General features: G+C 70.0%; 15 protein-coding genes. 7 read left to right on the forward strand and 8 right to left on the reverse strand.

Annotated features, from left to right (window positions below):
- The first annotated feature begins 46 nt into the window (after window positions 1-46).
- On the forward strand, window positions 47-892 hold the full coding sequence (locus ITJ57_RS13670; protein ID WP_194670652.1) for a glycosyltransferase: 846 nt from the start codon (window positions 47-49) through the stop codon (window positions 890-892).
- A gap of 41 nt (window positions 893-933) precedes the next feature.
- Here ITJ57_RS13670 and ITJ57_RS19685 read toward each other — a convergent pair whose 3' ends face one another.
- Window positions 934-1485: a DapH/DapD/GlmU-related protein gene (locus tag ITJ57_RS19685; protein WP_194670653.1), complete on the reverse strand. Its 552-nt coding sequence runs from the start codon at window positions 1483-1485 to the stop codon at window positions 934-936.
- Window positions 1486-1562: 77 nt separating this feature from the next.
- On the opposite strand from ITJ57_RS19685, the gene ITJ57_RS13680 reads away from it, so the two are divergent.
- Window positions 1563-2408: a glycosyltransferase gene (locus tag ITJ57_RS13680; protein ID WP_194670654.1), complete on the forward strand. Its 846-nt coding sequence runs from the start codon at window positions 1563-1565 to the stop codon at window positions 2406-2408.
- A 7-nt stretch (window positions 2409-2415) separates the two neighbouring features.
- Window positions 2416-3696 (forward strand): lipopolysaccharide biosynthesis protein, encoded by a 1281-nt coding sequence (locus ITJ57_RS13685; protein WP_194670655.1) that lies wholly within the window; start codon window positions 2416-2418, stop codon window positions 3694-3696.
- Between the two features lie 49 nt (window positions 3697-3745).
- On the opposite strand, the gene ITJ57_RS13690 is transcribed toward ITJ57_RS13685, so the two are convergent.
- A complete protein-coding gene (locus ITJ57_RS13690; RefSeq protein WP_194670656.1) occupies window positions 3746-4735 on the reverse strand; it encodes a glycosyltransferase family 2 protein in 990 nt (329 codons plus the stop codon).
- A gap of 73 nt (window positions 4736-4808) precedes the next feature.
- On the opposite strand from ITJ57_RS13690, the gene ITJ57_RS13695 reads away from it, so the two are divergent.
- A complete protein-coding gene (locus tag ITJ57_RS13695) occupies window positions 4809-5903 on the forward strand; it encodes a glycosyltransferase family 1 protein (RefSeq protein ID WP_194670657.1) in 1095 nt (364 codons plus the stop codon).
- A 61-nt stretch (window positions 5904-5964) separates the two neighbouring features.
- On the opposite strand, the gene ITJ57_RS13700 is transcribed toward ITJ57_RS13695, so the two are convergent.
- The 5 genes from ITJ57_RS13700 to gmd all read right to left on the reverse strand — a co-directional run bounded on the left by ITJ57_RS13700 (window position 5965) and on the right by gmd (window position 12564).
- Entirely contained in the window at window positions 5965-8484 is a 2520-nt protein-coding gene (locus tag ITJ57_RS13700) for a glycoside hydrolase family 65 protein (protein ID WP_194670658.1), read from the reverse strand.
- On the reverse strand, window positions 8481-9320 hold the full coding sequence (locus ITJ57_RS13705) for an HAD family hydrolase (protein WP_370582403.1): 840 nt from the start codon (window positions 9318-9320) through the stop codon (window positions 8481-8483). Before ITJ57_RS13705 ends, ITJ57_RS13700 begins: the two co-directional genes overlap by 4 nt.
- Window positions 9321-9407: 87 nt before the next feature.
- Entirely contained in the window at window positions 9408-10595 is a 1188-nt protein-coding gene (locus ITJ57_RS13710) for a DegT/DnrJ/EryC1/StrS aminotransferase family protein (protein WP_194670659.1), read from the reverse strand.
- Window positions 10592-11527 (reverse strand): NAD-dependent epimerase/dehydratase family protein, encoded by a 936-nt coding sequence (locus tag ITJ57_RS13715; RefSeq protein ID WP_194670660.1) that lies wholly within the window; start codon window positions 11525-11527, stop codon window positions 10592-10594. Before ITJ57_RS13715 ends, ITJ57_RS13710 begins: the two co-directional genes overlap by 4 nt.
- A 5-nt stretch (window positions 11528-11532) precedes the next feature.
- The gene (gene gmd, locus ITJ57_RS13720; protein ID WP_194670661.1) at window positions 11533-12564 is read right to left on the reverse strand and encodes a GDP-mannose 4,6-dehydratase; all 1032 of its coding nucleotides are present in this window, start codon (window positions 12562-12564) and stop codon (window positions 11533-11535) included.
- A 90-nt stretch (window positions 12565-12654) separates the two neighbouring features.
- Between gmd and ITJ57_RS13725 the strand changes: the two genes are divergently transcribed.
- Genes ITJ57_RS13725 through ITJ57_RS13735 form a run of 3 tightly spaced genes read left to right on the forward strand, consistent with a single transcriptional unit; the run spans window position 12655 to window position 14726 of the window.
- Window positions 12655-13542, forward strand: a complete 888-nt coding sequence (locus ITJ57_RS13725) for a glycosyltransferase (RefSeq protein ID WP_194670662.1) — start codon at window positions 12655-12657, stop codon at window positions 13540-13542.
- A gap of 51 nt (window positions 13543-13593) precedes the next feature.
- Entirely contained in the window at window positions 13594-14331 is a 738-nt protein-coding gene (locus ITJ57_RS13730; protein ID WP_194670663.1) for a glycosyltransferase family 2 protein, read from the forward strand.
- Window positions 14328-14726, forward strand: coding sequence for a DUF2304 domain-containing protein (locus ITJ57_RS13735; RefSeq protein WP_370582405.1), 399 nt, complete (start codon window positions 14328-14330; stop codon window positions 14724-14726). The genes ITJ57_RS13730 and ITJ57_RS13735 overlap by 4 nt, the downstream gene beginning before the upstream one ends.
- Window positions 14727-14750: 24 nt before the next feature.
- Here ITJ57_RS13735 and ITJ57_RS13740 read toward each other — a convergent pair whose 3' ends face one another.
- The gene (locus ITJ57_RS13740; RefSeq protein ID WP_194670664.1) at window positions 14751-16016 is read right to left on the reverse strand and encodes a hypothetical protein; all 1266 of its coding nucleotides are present in this window, start codon (window positions 16014-16016) and stop codon (window positions 14751-14753) included.
- Between the last annotated feature and the right edge of the window lie 5 nt (window positions 16017-16021).

Consider the following 16021-nt stretch of genomic DNA (forward strand, 5'->3'; position numbering starts at 1 on the left):
GAGCTGATGGAAGAGTGGACGCCTCCCCCAGTCACCCCGGAGGCCCGTGTACTCGATCGTCATCCCCTGCCGCAACGGCGCAGACACCCTCGCTCGGCAACTCGACGCCCTGCTCGGGCAGCGGTGCACCACCACCATCGAGATCGTCGTCGCCGACAACGGCTCGACCGACGACACCGCGGAGCTTGTGCGGCGATACCGGGATCGGGACGCCCGCGTCCGTCTCGTCGACGCGGGTGCCCAGCCGGGCATCAACCACGCACGCAATGTCGGCATCCGGTCGTCTCACGGTTCCGTCATCCTGCTCTGCGACGCCGACGACGTCGTCAGACCCGGCTGGCTCGACGCCCATGTCCGGGCCTTCGAGGCCGGAGCCGACTGCACCGGAGGACCACTCGCCCGAACCCTGCCGGACGGCACGATCGTCGGACGATCCGAGGCGGTCAGTACGGTGCACGGCTTCCATCCCTGGCCACCGGGAGCGAATTGCGGGTTCCGGCGGTCCGTGTTCGACCGGATCGGCGGATTCGACGAGACGCTGCGCGGAGGCGGCGACGAGACGGACTTCTTCTGGCGGGCCGCCGAGGCGGGCCATCCGACGACGGCCGCACCCGGCGCCCTCGTGGAGTACCGCCTCCGCGACGACCTCCGGAGCGTCGCACGCCAGTTCTTCGGCTACGGCAGGGGCACGGTGCGACTCTTCCTCCGGCATCGGGCGCGAGGCATGCCGCGATCGATCGGCTGGGAACTCCCGGTCGTCATCGTCGTGGCGGTCGCAGGGCTCGTCGCCTCAGGACCGCGGAGCGCTCGTCGGCGCCGCAGCGTCGAGCGCCTCGCCTCCCGCGCCGGGCGGCTCACGGAGAGCCTGCGATCGAGGACGTGGTACCTCTGACGACGGCGGATCACCATGCCGCACGGCCGACGCGCGGGTGGTCACCACCACCAGACCTTGTTCCGACGGGCCTCCAAACGATAGGCGTCGACCCGAGGGCGGTCGGCGATGGGCTTCGCCGGCACGCCGCCCACCATGGTCCATGCCGGCACGTCCTTGGTGACGACCGCACCGGCAGCGACGATCGCACCCTCGCCGATCGACACCCCGGGCAGAATGATCGACCGGGCGTTGATCCACGCGCGGTCGCCGATGCGCACCGGCGCGGACTCGTACGCGAACTCGGGCGAGCCGATGTCGTGCTGGGCGGTCCAGATCTGTGCGCCGCTGTTGATGCTGACGTGAGAACCCACGGCGAGCCCGCCCCGGGCGTCGAGCGTCACGTCCTCCGCGATGAAGCAGTCCGCACCGAGCTCGAGCCGCCGGGCGACGCGCACCTGGAGTCCGTGGTGGACCGCGCATCCCGCGCCGATCACCGCACCCCAGGACCGCAGTGCCGCCAGCCGGATGCCGTTGTTCGGAACGCCGGAGGCCAGTCGCAGGACGACGACCTCGGCGGACCCGGCGATCAGCCCGAGTTGCTTTCTCAACATTTGTGCTCCCCGCTCAAACTTGTGAATAAGACATTAGAATACTAGCATACGAGTATCCATCCCGATCGGAGCGCACCGTGTTGTCCATCGTCATCCCCTGCCGGAACGGCGCCCAGACGCTCGGCGCGCAGCTCGACGCCCTCCTCGCCCAGGAGAGCGACGAGGTGTTCGAGGTCGTCGTCGCGGACAACGGCTCGACCGACGCGACGGCCGCGCTCGTCCAGGACTACCGACGCCGCGACGCCCGCATCCGACTCGTCGACGCCGGAGCGAAGCCGGGCATCAACCACGCCAGGAACACCGGCATCTCGGCATCACACGGCTGGGCGGTGCTGCTCTGCGACGCGGACGACGTCGTCCGGCCCGGGTGGCTCGCCGCGCACGCCAGGGCCCTCGCCGCCGGCGCCGAATGCGTCGGCGGAGCCGTCGACCGGCGTCTCCCCGACGGACGACTGGTCGCGCACGAGCCGGGGGTGTACCGCGCCCTGTGGGACGTCCCCTGGCCCATCGGTGCCAATTGCGGATTCACCCGGCGGGTGTACGAGCTGGTTGGCGGCTTCGACGAGTCGTTCGCCGGTGGCGGCGACGAGACCGACTTCTTCTGGCGGGCGGCGAGGCTCGGTGCGGAGACGATCGCCGTGCCCGACGCCGTCGTCGACTACACCCTCCGCGGCCAGCTCCGCGCGGTCGCGAAGCAGTTCTTCGCATACGGCCGCGCGAATGTCCGGCTGTACGCGAGTCACCGCACTGCAGGCATGCCACGATCACCCTGGTGGTCGCTGCCCGCTGCCGTCGGCTCCGGTGTCGTCCTGCTCCTCACGAGCGCCCCGTCGAGCCTGCGACGACGACGTGCCGTCGAGCGTCTGGCCTCCCGGGCCGGCCGACTGACGGAGAGCGTGCACAGCCGGACGCTCTACCTGTGAGCCGGCGATGATCCACCTCGCCTGGTCGATCCTCGAACGCATCCTCCCCCGCGTGGCCTCCGCACTGATCATGCTCGTCCTGGCAGCGATCGTCGCGCCGTCCGTCGTCGGCATGTACGCGTGGATGGTCCTGGCGCTCACCCTGGTGCAGACCGTCGGCGACACGGCTGCGCGGCAGACCGCCGTCGTCCACGCCGGGAGCATGGGCGGGGACCGCTTCGTCCGACTCTTCCGCAGGTGGTCCGCCGGGGTCGGCGGCCTCCTCCTGGCCGCGACCGTCGCAGCCCTGTTCCTGACCCAGGCCGGTCCCGACCGATGGCAGGCGATCGCGCTGGTGCCCTTCGTCCTCGTGCCGAGCTGTTCCGCGCTCGGTCTCGACGCGTTGGTCCGGCTGCAACGGGCCGGGCGGTGGAAGCGCATCGCCTCATCCCAGGCCTGGTCGTCGACCGCCTCCCTCCTCTGCAGCGTGCCGATCCTGGTGACGACACACTCCCTGCTCGCGAGCGCACTGCAGGCGACCCTCGCCGAGGCGGGGTTCGCGCTCCTCAACCGGCGCCACGCCGCGCGCTCGGCGCCTGCCACGACCGACGACGCCCAGTCGGGCACCGCGACCGCGGCCGTGTTCGGCGACTACCTGCACACCGCGCTCTTCGCGCTCCTCGGCTGGGGGCAGGGGCAGACCGACCGCGTCTCCATCGGCGCGCTGGCCGGCGACGCCCGGCTGGGCCAGTACGCCTTCGCCATGTCCCTGTCACGCAGCGTGGGCGATGCCGCAGCCCTGGCCACGATCAACGTCCTCCGACCCGTCCTCGTCGGCGCAGCGCGCAGCGGACGCGGTTCCGAGATCGTCGGGCTCGCCGAGCGGTCGCTCCGCCGGTCCCTCGCCCTGGCGGTCCTGGCGGCAGCACTGACGACGGTCGGCGCACACCTCCTGGTCGCCCCATTCCTCACCGAGGCCTGGGATCCGGCGCTCGCGCTCGTCCCGGTCCTCGCTCTCGCGGTGGCCCCTTCCGTGGTCGCCTGGACGGTCACGGCGATCCTCCAAGCCGAGAGCCGGATGCGCTGGGCGAGTCCGATCAAGGCGATCGGAGTCCTGCTGTCACTGCCGATCGGCGTCGTCGCGGTGCACGACCTCGACCTCGCAGCGTGGCTCGTGAACGCCCGGGAACTCGTCATGATGGGCCTCCTCCTCGTCGCCGCGCGTCACCGGGCTCCCTGGCGAGGCGGTCTCCTCGCCCTCGGCGTGGTGCTCGTCGGCGCGACGCTCTGGCTCATCGTCGGCGCCTGACGACGGCGTCGCGGAGGCCTGAGCATCGACGCCGAAGGCCGCACGAGGCTCAGGCGGGCTGGAGCAGGTCCCTGGCGATGTCCAGGACGCCCTGACTCGCGTACCGCTGATACTCGCCGCGTGGCGCGCGGAGCAGCACCGACAGGATCCGTCGCCACCTGGCCGACGGCAGATCGGCACGGAAGCCTTCGAACGCGGCCTTCGCCCCGACGGCCACTGGATCGGCGAGCGGCGCTGATCTCCCTGCGGTGGCGAGCCAGGCGGCGAGTCCGACCATCCGGTCGGCGATGTCGCGGTTCCGCTGCCGCCCGGGTTCGAGGAGACGCGAGACCTTGTACCGCAGCGTCGGCTCGACGATGCCGATCTGATTCGCGCCGTGCTGGCGGTAGTCGACGAGCGGCTCGTCCAGCAGTTGGATCGGCCCGCGCGACGCGGCGACTATGGCCAACCACTCGTCGTGGACCCAGGGCGACGGGAAGGGCGCGGCGGCCTCGAAGACCGCTCGACGGAGCATCACGGTCGCGCCGGTCACGAGGTTGCGCCGGAGGAGGACGTCGAACGCGTCTCCGGATCGGATGCGCTGCCGCTCCTCGGGACCGATCGACAGCGACGCGAAGAGCGTCGTCCCGAGCGGCGACCCGTCCGCGCCGACGAGCCGGGCGTCGGAGCACACCAGCTGGAGTTCCGGGCGCGCGTCGAAGGCGGCGAGCGCCCGCTCGACCCGGTCTGCCCGCCAGACGTCGTCCTGATCGGAGAGGACCACGAGCTCGCCGACGGTCGCCCGGATGGCGCCCTCGAAGTTCCGCGTGACGCCGAGTGCTTCAGGGTTCCGAAGGAGTCTGACGGGGATCGGCGACGCTGCGGCGAACCGCTCGACGATGGCTGGTGTCCCGTCGCTCGACCCGTCGTCGCTCACCACGATCTCGCGCGGGAGGACCGTCTGCGCGGTGATGCTCGCCAGCTGCTCCGCGAGGAAGGTTGCGCCGTTGTAGGTGCAGAGCGCCACGGAGACCCGCTCGTCGACTGGTGCTTGTGGCATGGACCCGCTCCTCACCGCTCACCGGACCGCCCACCAGCCTATCCCGCTCGTCCCGCTGCTATCCTCGTGCCTTATGCCCCGCGTAGCCGTCGACCTCCTGTCCTACACCGGCACGAAGGGCGGTATGGAGACGTACGCCCGCGAGCTGTACCGCGAGATCGGTCGGCATGAGAGTGAATTCGAGTTCGTGGGGCTCATCAGCTCGGAGGGCTACCAGCTCGACCACTCCTGGTTCCCCGGCGAGATGGTCGACACGGGCATCAGCGGGGAGAACCGCTTCGTCTGGGCGTTCGGCGAACTGTTCCAGGTGGCCCGCCAGGCACGACGACACGGCGCGGACCTCATGCACTCCCCCGCGACGCTCGGCCCCGCCCGGTCGTCGATGCCGTCGGTCGTCACCATGCACGACATGCTCTACTGGAGCAATCCCGAACTCATGACCACGCCGCTGTACACCGCCCCGGTCAAGTTCATGGAACGGCTCACCTCGAGGAACGCCACGCGGGTCCTCACGATCAGCGAGGTGTCCCGCGCGGAGATCGAGAAGTACCTCCGCGTGCCCCGCGAGCGTATCGACCTGGTGCCGCTCGCCGGCACGATGCCCACCATCGACGGCGACCGCGAGCCGGACCAGGAGCGGCCCTACGTCCTCGCGACGGGGAACCGGCGCCCGCACAAGAACTGGGCAAGCCTCATCCGCGCACTGCCGCTCCTCGCCGAACACGAACGCCCGCACCTCGTGATCACGGGAAGCCATGGGGAGGACCCCTTGCAGGCCGTCGTGGAGGAGACCGGCATGCAGGACTGGGTCGAGCTGCGGGGCTGGCTCACGAGCGAGGAGCTCGGCGAGCTCTACCGGCGCGCGACGATCATGGCGATGCCGTCGTTCGTCGACGGCTTCAGTCTTCCGGCGCTGGAGTCGATGATGGTCGGCCTCCCGGTGATGATGAGCGACATCCCCGTCTACCACGAGGTCTGCGGAGACGCCGCGCTCTACCTGGACCCGACCTCGCTCGACAGCATCGCCGGCGTCATGCGGACCGCCGTGACCCGTCCCGACGAGATGCGCAGGCTGGCCGAGGCCGGCCTCGAACAGGCGAAACGGTTCTCCTGGCAGCGCACCGCCACCGAGACCCTCGAGACCTTCCGCGCAGCGCTCCGGGCCTAACGCCTCGACCCGCTCGGCGGACCGACCCGCCGGAGCGGTCGTCCACCGAGCCGGTCGTCGGCTACTCGGACTGCGGCTGGATGATCGGAATGGACTCGGTGTCCGCCGGGCCGAGCGCGATCGTCGGCATCGACACCGTGATGAGCGAGCCGTCGGCGCGACGGCTGCCCTCGATGTCGCTAGCACTCGGCTCGCCGACGAGGTGCGGACCCTGGTTGTCGAGCGGGACCGTCACCGTGGTGCCCGCCTCGACGAGCACGTCGCCACCGGCGACGACGAACGACGCCGAGTCGCCCTCCTCGACGGTGAAACGCATCTCGGTGCGCCGGACGGATATCCGCACCCGCGTCTCCTTGACGGTGAGGCGGAAGGTGATCCCCTGCCAGTCCACCGGGAGCCTCGGGGAGAACGAGATGACCCCGCCGTGGTCGCGCATTCCCGCGAAGCCCAGCACGAGCGCACTCCACACGCCGCCGGTCGACGCGACGTGCACGCCGTCCGGGGTGTTGCGGTGCAGGTTCGCGAGGTCGACGAAGAGCGCGGACCAAAAGTACTTCAGCGCGAGTCGCTGGTACCCGACCTCCGCCGCGATGATCGACTGCACGACTGCGGACAGCGTCGAGTCACCCGTCGTCAGCGGGTCGTAGTAATCGAAGTCGGCGAGCTTCTCCTCGTCGGTGAAGTGGTCGCCCTGCAGGAGCAGCGCCAGTACGACGTCGGCCTGCTTGAGCACCTGGAACCGGTAGATGACGAGCGGGTGGAAGTGCAGGAGCAGGGGCAGGTGCTCCGGCGGCGTGTGGTCGAGGTCCCACAGCTCCTTCTCGAGGAACTGCGCGTCCTGCGGGTGGATGCCGAGCCGCTTGTCGAACGGGATGTGCATGTGCTCGGCGGCGCGCTGCCACTCGGCGATCTCGGCATCGTCCAGGGACAGTCGCGAGACCAGGCGACCGAAGGACGCCGGGTCGTCGACCCGCAGGCGTTCGACGGCCTCGACCGCCGACAGCAGGTTGGACCGCGCCATCACGTTCGTGTAGAGGTTGTCGTTCACCACGGTCGTGTACTCGTCCGGGCCCGTGACCCCGTAGATGTGGAACGAGTCCTTGCCGTTCGCACGCCAGAAGCCGAGGTCGGCCCACATGCGCGCCGTCTCGACGAAGATGTCGACGGCTCCACGGGCGAGGAAGTCTTCATCCCCCGTCGCCGCGACGTACTGACGCAGCGCGTAGGAGATGTCGGCGTCGATGTGGTACTGCGCCGTGCCTGCCGCGTAGTACGCGGACGACTCAAGCCCGTTGATCGTGCGCCACGGGAACAGGGCGCCGTGCTGGTTGAGCTCGGTCGCGCGCGAGCGCGCGGCGTCGAGCATGTTCTGACGGAACCGCAGGGCGTTCCGGGCCACGAGTGGAGCGGTGTAGCTGAGGAACGGCAGGACGTAGATCTCCGTGTCCCAGAAGTAGTGACCGCCGTACCCCGAGCCGGAGACGCCCTTGGCCGCGACGCCGCCACCGTCGGTGCGCGCCGTCGCCTGAGCCAGCTGGAAGAGGTTCCACCGCGTCGCCTGCTGGACGGCCGGCTGCCCATGGACCTCGACGTCGGAGCGCGCCCAGAAGTCCTCGAGCCAGAGCTCCTGATTGCGGATGGCGGACTCGATGCCGTTCTCGCCCGAGCGGTCCAGCGTGCGCGCGCAGCGGTCGGCGAGCTCCTTCGGGGGCACGGCGTTCGAGGTGTGGTAGCTGATGATCTTGGTGAGCTTCGTCGGCACGCCCGCACGCCCGCGGATCGTGTAGACGTGCTTCGCGAGGTCGGCCTCGATGTGGGTCGAGACCTCGTACTCGTTGTCGGTGTCGATGGTGTGGTCGGCGCCCGCGACGATCGTCATGCCGGAGTTCGTCGTCTGGTAGCCGAGCATCGCGCGCGGCCCGTCGATGAGCTTGTAGCGCGGCTGCAGCACACGCTCGGTGAGCGATTCGGCCTTGCGCGGGTCGCCCATGCCCGGCTCGGGCGCGTTCGTGAGGTAGTCGTCCTGCCGGTCCTGCCGGTTGATGATCTGGCTGGAGAGCACGAGCGAGGCGTCCGCGTCGAGGAGCGTGACCTCGTAGTCGAGGACGGCGAGGTGGCGGTCCGTGAAGGAGACCATGCGCCGGGAACGGATGTGGACCCGCTTGCCGGAGGGCGTCCGCCACTCGAGTTCACGGCTGAGGACGCCCGTCTTGAAGTCGAGGCGGCGTTCGAAGCTCAAGAGGTCGGCGTCGTTCAGGATCAACGGCTCGTCGTCGACGTAGAGACGGACGACCTTCGTGTCCGGCGCGTTGACGATCGTCTGGCCGACCCGGGCGAAGCCGAACGCCTCCTCCGCGTGCCGGATCGGCCAGGTCTCGTGGAAGCCGTTGATGAACGTGCCGTGGACGTGACCGTCGCGGCCCTCCTCGACGTTGCCGCGGAAGCCGAGGTAGCCGTTGCCGAGCGCGAACAGGGTCTCGGTCGTGCCCTCGTCGTCCGCGTCGACGTGCGTCTCGACGAGCGCCCAGTCGTCGAGTGGGAACCGGTGACGGTCGAGCGGGTCGCTGGTGATGTGGTTCATGCCTGGTCCTCGGAGGAGTCGTGGGGGGCCGTGGGGGTCTGCGGTGCGGGTGAGGCCTCGATCAGCGGGGCGACGAGCTCCTCGAGGTCGTCGACCACGACGTCCGCACCGGCGTCGATCAGGGCCTGGTGTCCGATCCCGCGGTCGACCCCGAGCACGAGCCCGAAGTCGCCGCTGCGGCCGGCCTGGACACCCGAGTGCGCGTCCTCGACGACGACGCATTCTGCGGGCGAGCAACCGAGGAGACGACCGGCCTCGACGTAGGTGTCCGGTGCGGGCTTGCCGGCGATCCCCTCGTGCGCGGCGACGACGCCGTCCATGACCACGCCGAAGCGGTCGCGGAGCCCGGCCGCCCGCAGGACGACCTCCGCGTTCTTGGAACTGGACACGACGGCCACCTGCAGCCCGGCGCGCTCGACGGCGTCGAGGAAGGCGACGGACCCGGGGTACGGGGCGATGCCGTCCTCCTCGAGCACGGCGGTGAACACCGAGTTCTTCCGGTTGCCGAGGCCGCAGACGGTCTCGAGCTCCGGCGCGTCGGACGGTGATCCCTCCGGGAGGACGATGCCTCGGGAGGCGAGCATCGCGCGCACCCCGTCGTAGCGCGGCTTGCCGTCGATGTACTGGAAGTAGTCGGCGTCCGTGTACGGCTCGGTGATGCCGCGCGCGGCGAGCTCGGCGGAGAAGAGCTTCGCCCACGCGTGCATGTGGATCTCGGCGGTCGGGGTGATGACGCCGTCGAGATCGAACAGCACCGCCCGCAGACCGAGTAGCCGCGAGGCCGCCTCGGGAAGGCTCAGGGTGTCGTTCGCGGGCGCGTCGATCGGCTGGGTCACGGTGCACAGTCCTCGTCGGTCGGGGGAAGAGGTGGACGGTGGAACGGAAGCTGCTGCGGACCGGTGGGACGACCGCGCAGACCCAGCCTAGGAGAGTTTGGCCACCGTGTCGTACACGCGGTCGATACCCGCGTGGACCGGGAAGTGGTGGTTGCCGACGAACAGCCCGTCGTCGTGGATCTTGTCGGCCGCGGGGAGCTCGGCGGGCACCTTGGCGTCGAGGTACTTCATGACCGGGTTCTTCGTGAAGTTGCCGGCGACGATGGGACGCGACTCGATCCCGGCTGCCGCGAAGGCCCGCACGAGTTCCGAACGACGGCCGGCGAGCGAACCCTCGAGGACGAGGGAGAAGCCGAACCAGCTGCTCTCGCCCTGCTCCCGCTGGATGCGCACGGAGTCGAGGTCGGCGAACCGTTCCGTCCAGTAGGCGGCGTTCTCACGGCGGCCCGCGATGAGCGACGGCACCTTCTGGATCTGCTCGATCCCGATGGCACCGGACATCTCCAGTGGACGCACGTTGTACCCGGGCAGGACGAAGCGGAACAGGTCGTCCCACTCGTCACCGGACTTGTCGTGGACCGCGTTGTGCTCGGGGAGACCGCGCGTCCAGCCGTGGGCGCGGAGCGAGATGAGCATCTGCGCCGTGGCCTCGTCATCGGTCAGGATCATCCCGCCCTCCATGGTGGAGATGTGGTGGGAGAAGAAGGCGCTGAACGTGCCCATCGACCCGACGGTGCCGGCGAAACGGCCGTCGTCCTTCGCGCCGAGGGATTCGCAGTTGTCCTCGATGAGCAGCAGGCCGTGACGCTCCGCGAGTGCCGTGAGCGCTGCGAAGTCGTTGGGGTTGCCGAGCAGGTTGACCGCGAAGATCGCCTTCGTGCGCGGAGTGATCGACGCTTCGGCCAGGGCGAGGTCCATGTTGAGCGTGTCGACGTCGATGTCGACGAAGCTCGGGATGAGCCCGTACTGCTGCAGCGGGTAGTAGGTCGTGGCCCAGGACACCGCGGGGACGAGCACTTCGTCGCCCGCCTGGAGGTCGACGCGCTCGTCGAGGACGGCGGCGGCGATGGCGACGAGGTTCGCGCTCGACCCGGAGTTGACCATGACACCGAACCCGGCGCCGAAGGCACTGGCGAAGTCGCGTTCGAACTGGGCGACGAGCGGCCCCATCGTGAAACGCCCGCTGTCGACGACGCGCTGGATGGCAGCGTACTCGGCCGCGTCCCAGGAGGAGGTGGCGAGGGGGAAACCGGAGTCGAAGGTGTCGTCGGTCATGATGTCTGGGGCTCCTGAGCTGCGAGATAGGCATGGTAGCTGGCGGCGACGCCGGCCGCGAGCGGGGTGGTTGGGTTCCAGCCGAGCGCGCGGGCGGCGGCCGAGTCGAGGAGGCGCTGATGCACGCCGGAGGGCTTGGAGGCGTCGTAGCGGAACCGACCGGTGAAGCCGGCCGCGCGGCCCGCGGCCTCGTAGTACTCGGTGATGCTGTGGTCGATGCCGGGCCCGAGGTTGAGCGTGACCGGCCACGCGGCGAGTGAACCGAGCTGGCCGACGAGCCAGGCGGCGAGGTCCGGCGTGTAGGTGAACTCGCGACGGGCGGTGCCGTCGCCCCACACCTCGACCTCGTCGCTGCCGCTCGTGACGGCGGCGTGGACCTTGCCGAGGGCGGCCGCGATGAGGTGCGCCTGCCCGTGCGTGTAGTCGTCGCCCGGACCGTACAGGTTGCTCGGCACGGCGGCACGATAGGCGAAGCCGTACTGACGGCTCGCGTACTCGCACAGCTTCGTTCCGGCGATCTTCGCGAGCGCGTAGCCCTCGTTGGCGCCCTCGAGGGTGCCACGCAGGAGGGCGTCCTCGCCGATCGGCTGCGGGAGGCCCTCCGGGTAGATGGCGGCACTCGACACGTACAGCAGTTCCGGAACACCCGCGGCGATGGCGCCACCGATGACCGAGGTGTCGATCAGCAGGTTGTCGAGGAGGAAGTCGGTGGGGCGCTGGAGCTTCGCCTGGATGCCGGCGACCTTCGCCGCCGTGTGCACGATCGCGTCCGGTGCCGTCCGCTCGATGAGTGCCGCGACCGCCGCCCGGTCGGTGAGGTCGGCATCCGCGCGGGTCACCACGACGAGCTCGTCGCCCGGGCGGAGCGTCGGCCAGACCTCGGCGATGCTCGAGCCGAGCATGCCGGCGCCACCGGTGAGGAGGACGCGCACCGCGCCTAGACCTCCGCGGTGTCGATGTACGGCTTGCCGGACGCGGCGAGCTCGGCGACGTCGGAATCGACCATGATCTGGGCGAGGCGAGGCGGCAGCACCTTCGGGGTCCACCCGAGGACCGACTCCGCCTTCGCGTAGTCGCCGATCAGGGCGTCGACCTCGGTGGGGCGGAGGTAGCGCTGATCGAACTTGACGTACTTCTCCCAGTCGAGGTCGAGGCGCTCGAAGGAGAACTGCAGGAAGTCCTTGACGGTGTACGCCGTGTTCGTAGCGAGCACGAAGTCGGCCGGCTCGTCCGCCTGCAGCATGCGCCACATGCCCTCGACGTAGTCGGGCGCGTAGCCCCAGTCGCGGACGGCGTCGAGGTTGCCCATGTAGAGGAAGTCCTGCTGGCCGGCGGCGATCCGTGCGGCGGCGCGCGTGATCTTCCGGGTCACGAAGGTGCCACCACGGCGCGGCGACTCGTGGTTGAAGAGGATGCCGTTGACGGCGAACATGCCGTAGGCCTCGCGGTAGTTGCGCGTGATCCAGTACGAGTAGACCTTCGCGACACCGTAGGGCGAACGCGGGTAGAACGGCGTCTCCTCGTTCTGCGGGGGCGGCGTCGCCCCGAACATCTCCGAGCTCGACGCCTGGTAGAAGCGGCAGTGCAGGCCGACCTGCCGGATGGCCTCGAGCAGACGCACGGTGCCGATACCGGTCGTGTCGCCGGTGTACTCGGGCTCGTCGAAGCTCACGCGCACGTGCGACTGGGCGGCGAGGTTGTAGACCTCGTCCGGCTGGATCTCGGCCAGGAGGGTGGCGAGCCGCGAGCCGTCGGCCAGGTCGGCGAAGTGCAGCTGCAGGCGGGGCGAACCGTCGTGGGTCGCCTCGGGGTCGTAGATGTGGTCGATACGACCGGTGTTGAAGGTCGACGCACGGCGCACGAAGCCGTGCACCTCGTAGCCCTTCGCGAGCAGCAGCTCGGCGAGGTAGCTGCCGTCCTGGCCGGTGATACCGGTGATGACGGCTTTCTTCACGGGGGTCTCAGTCATGGGGTTCCGCTCTGGATCGATGCGTCTGTTCGGGCCGGGAGATCGTCGAAGAATTCCGCACTGCCCGAGAATCGTTGCTAGCTTACCGGAGTGACGCTCGACATCATGATGCCCTTCTACGGCCGCTTCGACCACTTCCGGTCGGCGGTGGAGAGCGTCCTCGCGCAGTCCGACCCGGACTGGACGCTGACGATCGTCGACGACGTCTACCCCGACCTCGCCCCCGGGGAATGGGCCGTCGCGCTCGGCGATCCGCGCATCACCTACCTGCGCAACGAGGTGAACCTCCGACCGTCGAAGAACTACCGCAAGTGCGTCTCGCTGATGACCGGTGAGTTCTCCGTCATCATGGGGTGCGACGACGTGATGCAGCCGAACTACGTCCGCCGCGTGCGCGAGCTCATCGAGGCCTTCCCCGACGCGTCGATCATCCAGCCCGGGGTGTCCGTCATCGACGAGCACGGCACCCCCTCCCGCCCGCTCGCGGACCGCATCAAGGCCCGCTACCGGTTCTCTGGCACCGGCGCGCGCGAATACCGGGGAGAGCAGCTCGCGACGAGTCTGCTCCGCGGCAACTGGACGTACTTCCCCTCACTCGTCTGGCGGGTCGAGGCCCTCCGGAAGCACGAGTTCCGGCTCGACCTCGACGTCGTGCAGGATCTCGCGATGCTGCTCGAGATCACGAAGGACGGCGGCAGCCTCGTCCTGGACGACGAGATCTGCTTCTCCTACCGCCGACACTCCCAGAGCGTGTCCGCCGTCACCGGCCCCGACGGGTCGAAGTTCCGGCAGGAGCGGACCCTCTTCGGCGAGGCACGACGAGACCTCTCGGCCAGGGGCTGGAACCGGGCCGCCCGAGCGGCCGCCAACCACTGGACCTCCCGCGCCAACGCGCTCAGCGAACTGCCCGCCGCCCTCCGCGCCCGCAACGCGAGTGGACGCCGCGCGCTCCTCGAGCACGTGTTCGCGCGCGTCTGACGCGGCCCCACCTCCCGGACGCCACACCCTCCGATTGCTAGGATTCCGCACATGACGATCTCCCTCGACGGCACCCTCATCGTCATGCCCGCGCTCAACGAGGAGGCCTCGGTCGCCGCCGTGGTCCGCGAGGTCCACGCGAAGCTGCCCGGTGTCGCCGTCCTGGTCGTCAACGACGGCTCGACCGACGCGACGACGGCGGAAGCGAGGGCGGCCGGCGCGATCGTCGCCGAGCTGCCCTTCAACCTCGGTGTCGGCGGTGCCATGCGCGCCGGGTTCAAATACGCCCTGGCGCACGGGTACCGGAACGTCGTCCAGGTCGACTCCGACGGCCAGCACGACCCCTCCGGCGTGGTCAGGCTGGTGGAGGAGCTTCAGAGCGCCGACCTCGTGCTCGGCGCCCGCTTCGCCGGTGAGGGCGACTACGAAGTGCGCGGCCCGCGCCGATGGGCGATGGTCGTGCTGTCCGGCGTGCTGAGCGGCGTGGCCAGGACGAAGCTCACCGACACGACGAGCGGATTCCGGGCTACCGGACCACGCGCCGTCCGGCTCTTCGCCGAGCACTACCCGGCCGAATACCTCGGCGACACCATCGAGTCCCTCGTGATCGCCGCGCGCTCGGGCTGCGTCATCCGACAGGTGCCGGTCGCGATGCGCCCGCGAGCCGGTGGAACCCCGTCGCACAATCCGTTCAAGGCCGCGCGCTATCTCGCCCGCGCCGGACTCGCGCTCGTCTTCGCCCTGATCCGACCGCCCGTCGCGCTGCACGACGGGGTGGTGACCGCGTGATCCCCCTCGGCACCTACCTCCTCGGCATCGTCGCCGCGCTCTTCACCCTCGGTCTCGTCATCGAGATGCTGCGACGACGACAGCTCCGCGAGCGGCACGCGATCTGGTGGCTGATCGCCGGCCTCCTCGCACTCATCATCGGCGTGTTCCCGCAGGTGCTCGTCTGGGCGGCCGGGGTCATCGGCGTGGAGATCCCGACGAACCTCGTCTTCTTCGTGAGCATCCTCATCCTCTTCCTCGTGAGCATCCAGCACAGCTCGGAGCTCACCACCCTCGAGAACCGCAGCAGGACGCTCGCCGAGGAGAGCGCCCTCCAGGACCTCAGGATCCGGACGCTGGAGCAGCGGCTCGCCGAGCTCCACGACGGCGACGCACCGACCGACGGTCGGGCCTGATCCCACTCGAGGTCGGTCAGCCGGTCACGAGCTCGGCGGACGCGCCGGCGACTCCGGCTGCACGACGCGCGGACGGCGACCGAGCAGTGCAGCACCCTGGACCAGCAATCCGGCCGAGGGTCCGATGGTGAGCGCCAGGATCGTGCGCTCGTGCAGGCCGAGCGGGAGGAGGAGCACCCCGACGGTCACGACCGCCGCGACGATCCACCCGCCGGCGAAGGCACCGTGCTGCGCGCGTGAGAGGGTCGCCGCTCCGGTGACGCAGAGGACGCCGACGAGCCCGGCCGTGGCGACGAGGAGCGCGATCGTGCCGCCCCCGAGGACGTCCGGTCGGCCGAACAGGACGGACAGCGCCCAGGGCCCGAGCCACCACGCGAGCAGCGCGAGGAGACCTGCCCCCACCACCACCAGGGCCGACATGCGGGCGACCCAGCCGAGGACGGCGGCGGCATGCGACCGGAAGACCACGACGAGGTAGCTCTGCAACGCCAGCACCACGATCACGACGGGCGCCCTGGTGAGCGTGATGGCATAGGTGAGGGACCCGAACGCGTCGGCGGACACCGTGTCTCCGGTCGCCTGGATCATCAGCGGCAGGCCGCTGACCATGACCCCGGTCGCGGCTGCCGCCACCACCGTGCGGAGCACGTTCCAGCCGAGCTCCCGAGGCCCCACGTCGATCCCGAAGCGGCCCACCACCCCGCGCCGGACCGCGATCCAGACCACGACCGGGGTGATGACGAACGGCGCGGCCACGCCCCAGGCCAGCACCGCGGTGTCGGAGGTCACGAGCAGCATGAGGCCGACGATCCCGAACCGCAGCAGGCCGTCGACGATGGTCATGGCGGCCGCTGCGGCCCAGAACGACAGTCCGTACAGGACGCCGGAGACGGCCGCCACGACGAGGTAGGCCGAAACGCCGACGATGAGCGGGAGGACGAGCGACCAGCCGTTCGTCGGGAAGACCGCCCCCACCCAGATCCAGGCCGACGCGGCCAGCACCACGGCGACGAGCGCGGCGGCGATCACGGTGAAGTCGCGGACGACCGGGGCACGGCGTCCGGCCGTGTCGGCGGCGGGATCGAGCGGGTGCGCGGCGCGGGCGACCTCCTGCTGCACGCCGGACAGCGCGCTCACCAACAGGTAGAGCGCCGACCAGAAGACGGCGAAGGAGGCGTAGGCCGCCGTGCCGAGCGCGACACCGGTCAGGACCTGCAGGACATAACCCGCTCCGCCGCCGATCGCGGTCGCCAGCAGGATCAGGACGGCGCCGTTCGGTCGTCGTCGCACGACCT

Origin of the sequence: Plantibacter sp. VKM Ac-2880 (assembly GCF_015351235.1) — a bacterium.
In the GTDB taxonomy this organism is placed as follows: Bacteria; Actinomycetota; Actinomycetes; order Actinomycetales; family Microbacteriaceae; genus Plantibacter.

Excerpts from the sequence above, each read along its gene's own strand:
- ITJ57_RS19685 (WP_194670653.1), bottom strand. The coding sequence starts at position 1,485 with ATGTTGAGAAAGCAACTCGGGCTGATCGCCGGGTCCGCCGAGGTCGTC.
- ITJ57_RS13685 (WP_194670655.1), top strand. The coding sequence starts at position 2,416 with ATGATCCACCTCGCCTGGTCGATCCTCGAACGCATCCTCCCCCGCGTG.
- ITJ57_RS13690 (WP_194670656.1), bottom strand. The coding sequence starts at position 4,735 with ATGCCACAAGCACCAGTCGACGAGCGGGTCTCCGTGGCGCTCTGCACC.
- ITJ57_RS13695 (WP_194670657.1), top strand. The coding sequence starts at position 4,809 with ATGCCCCGCGTAGCCGTCGACCTCCTGTCCTACACCGGCACGAAGGGC.
- ITJ57_RS13700 (WP_194670658.1), bottom strand. The coding sequence starts at position 8,484 with ATGAACCACATCACCAGCGACCCGCTCGACCGTCACCGGTTCCCACTC.
- ITJ57_RS13710 (WP_194670659.1), bottom strand. The coding sequence starts at position 10,595 with ATGACCGACGACACCTTCGACTCCGGTTTCCCCCTCGCCACCTCCTCC.
- gmd (WP_194670661.1), bottom strand. The coding sequence starts at position 12,564 with ATGACTGAGACCCCCGTGAAGAAAGCCGTCATCACCGGTATCACCGGC.
- ITJ57_RS13730 (WP_194670663.1), top strand. The coding sequence starts at position 13,594 with ATGACGATCTCCCTCGACGGCACCCTCATCGTCATGCCCGCGCTCAAC.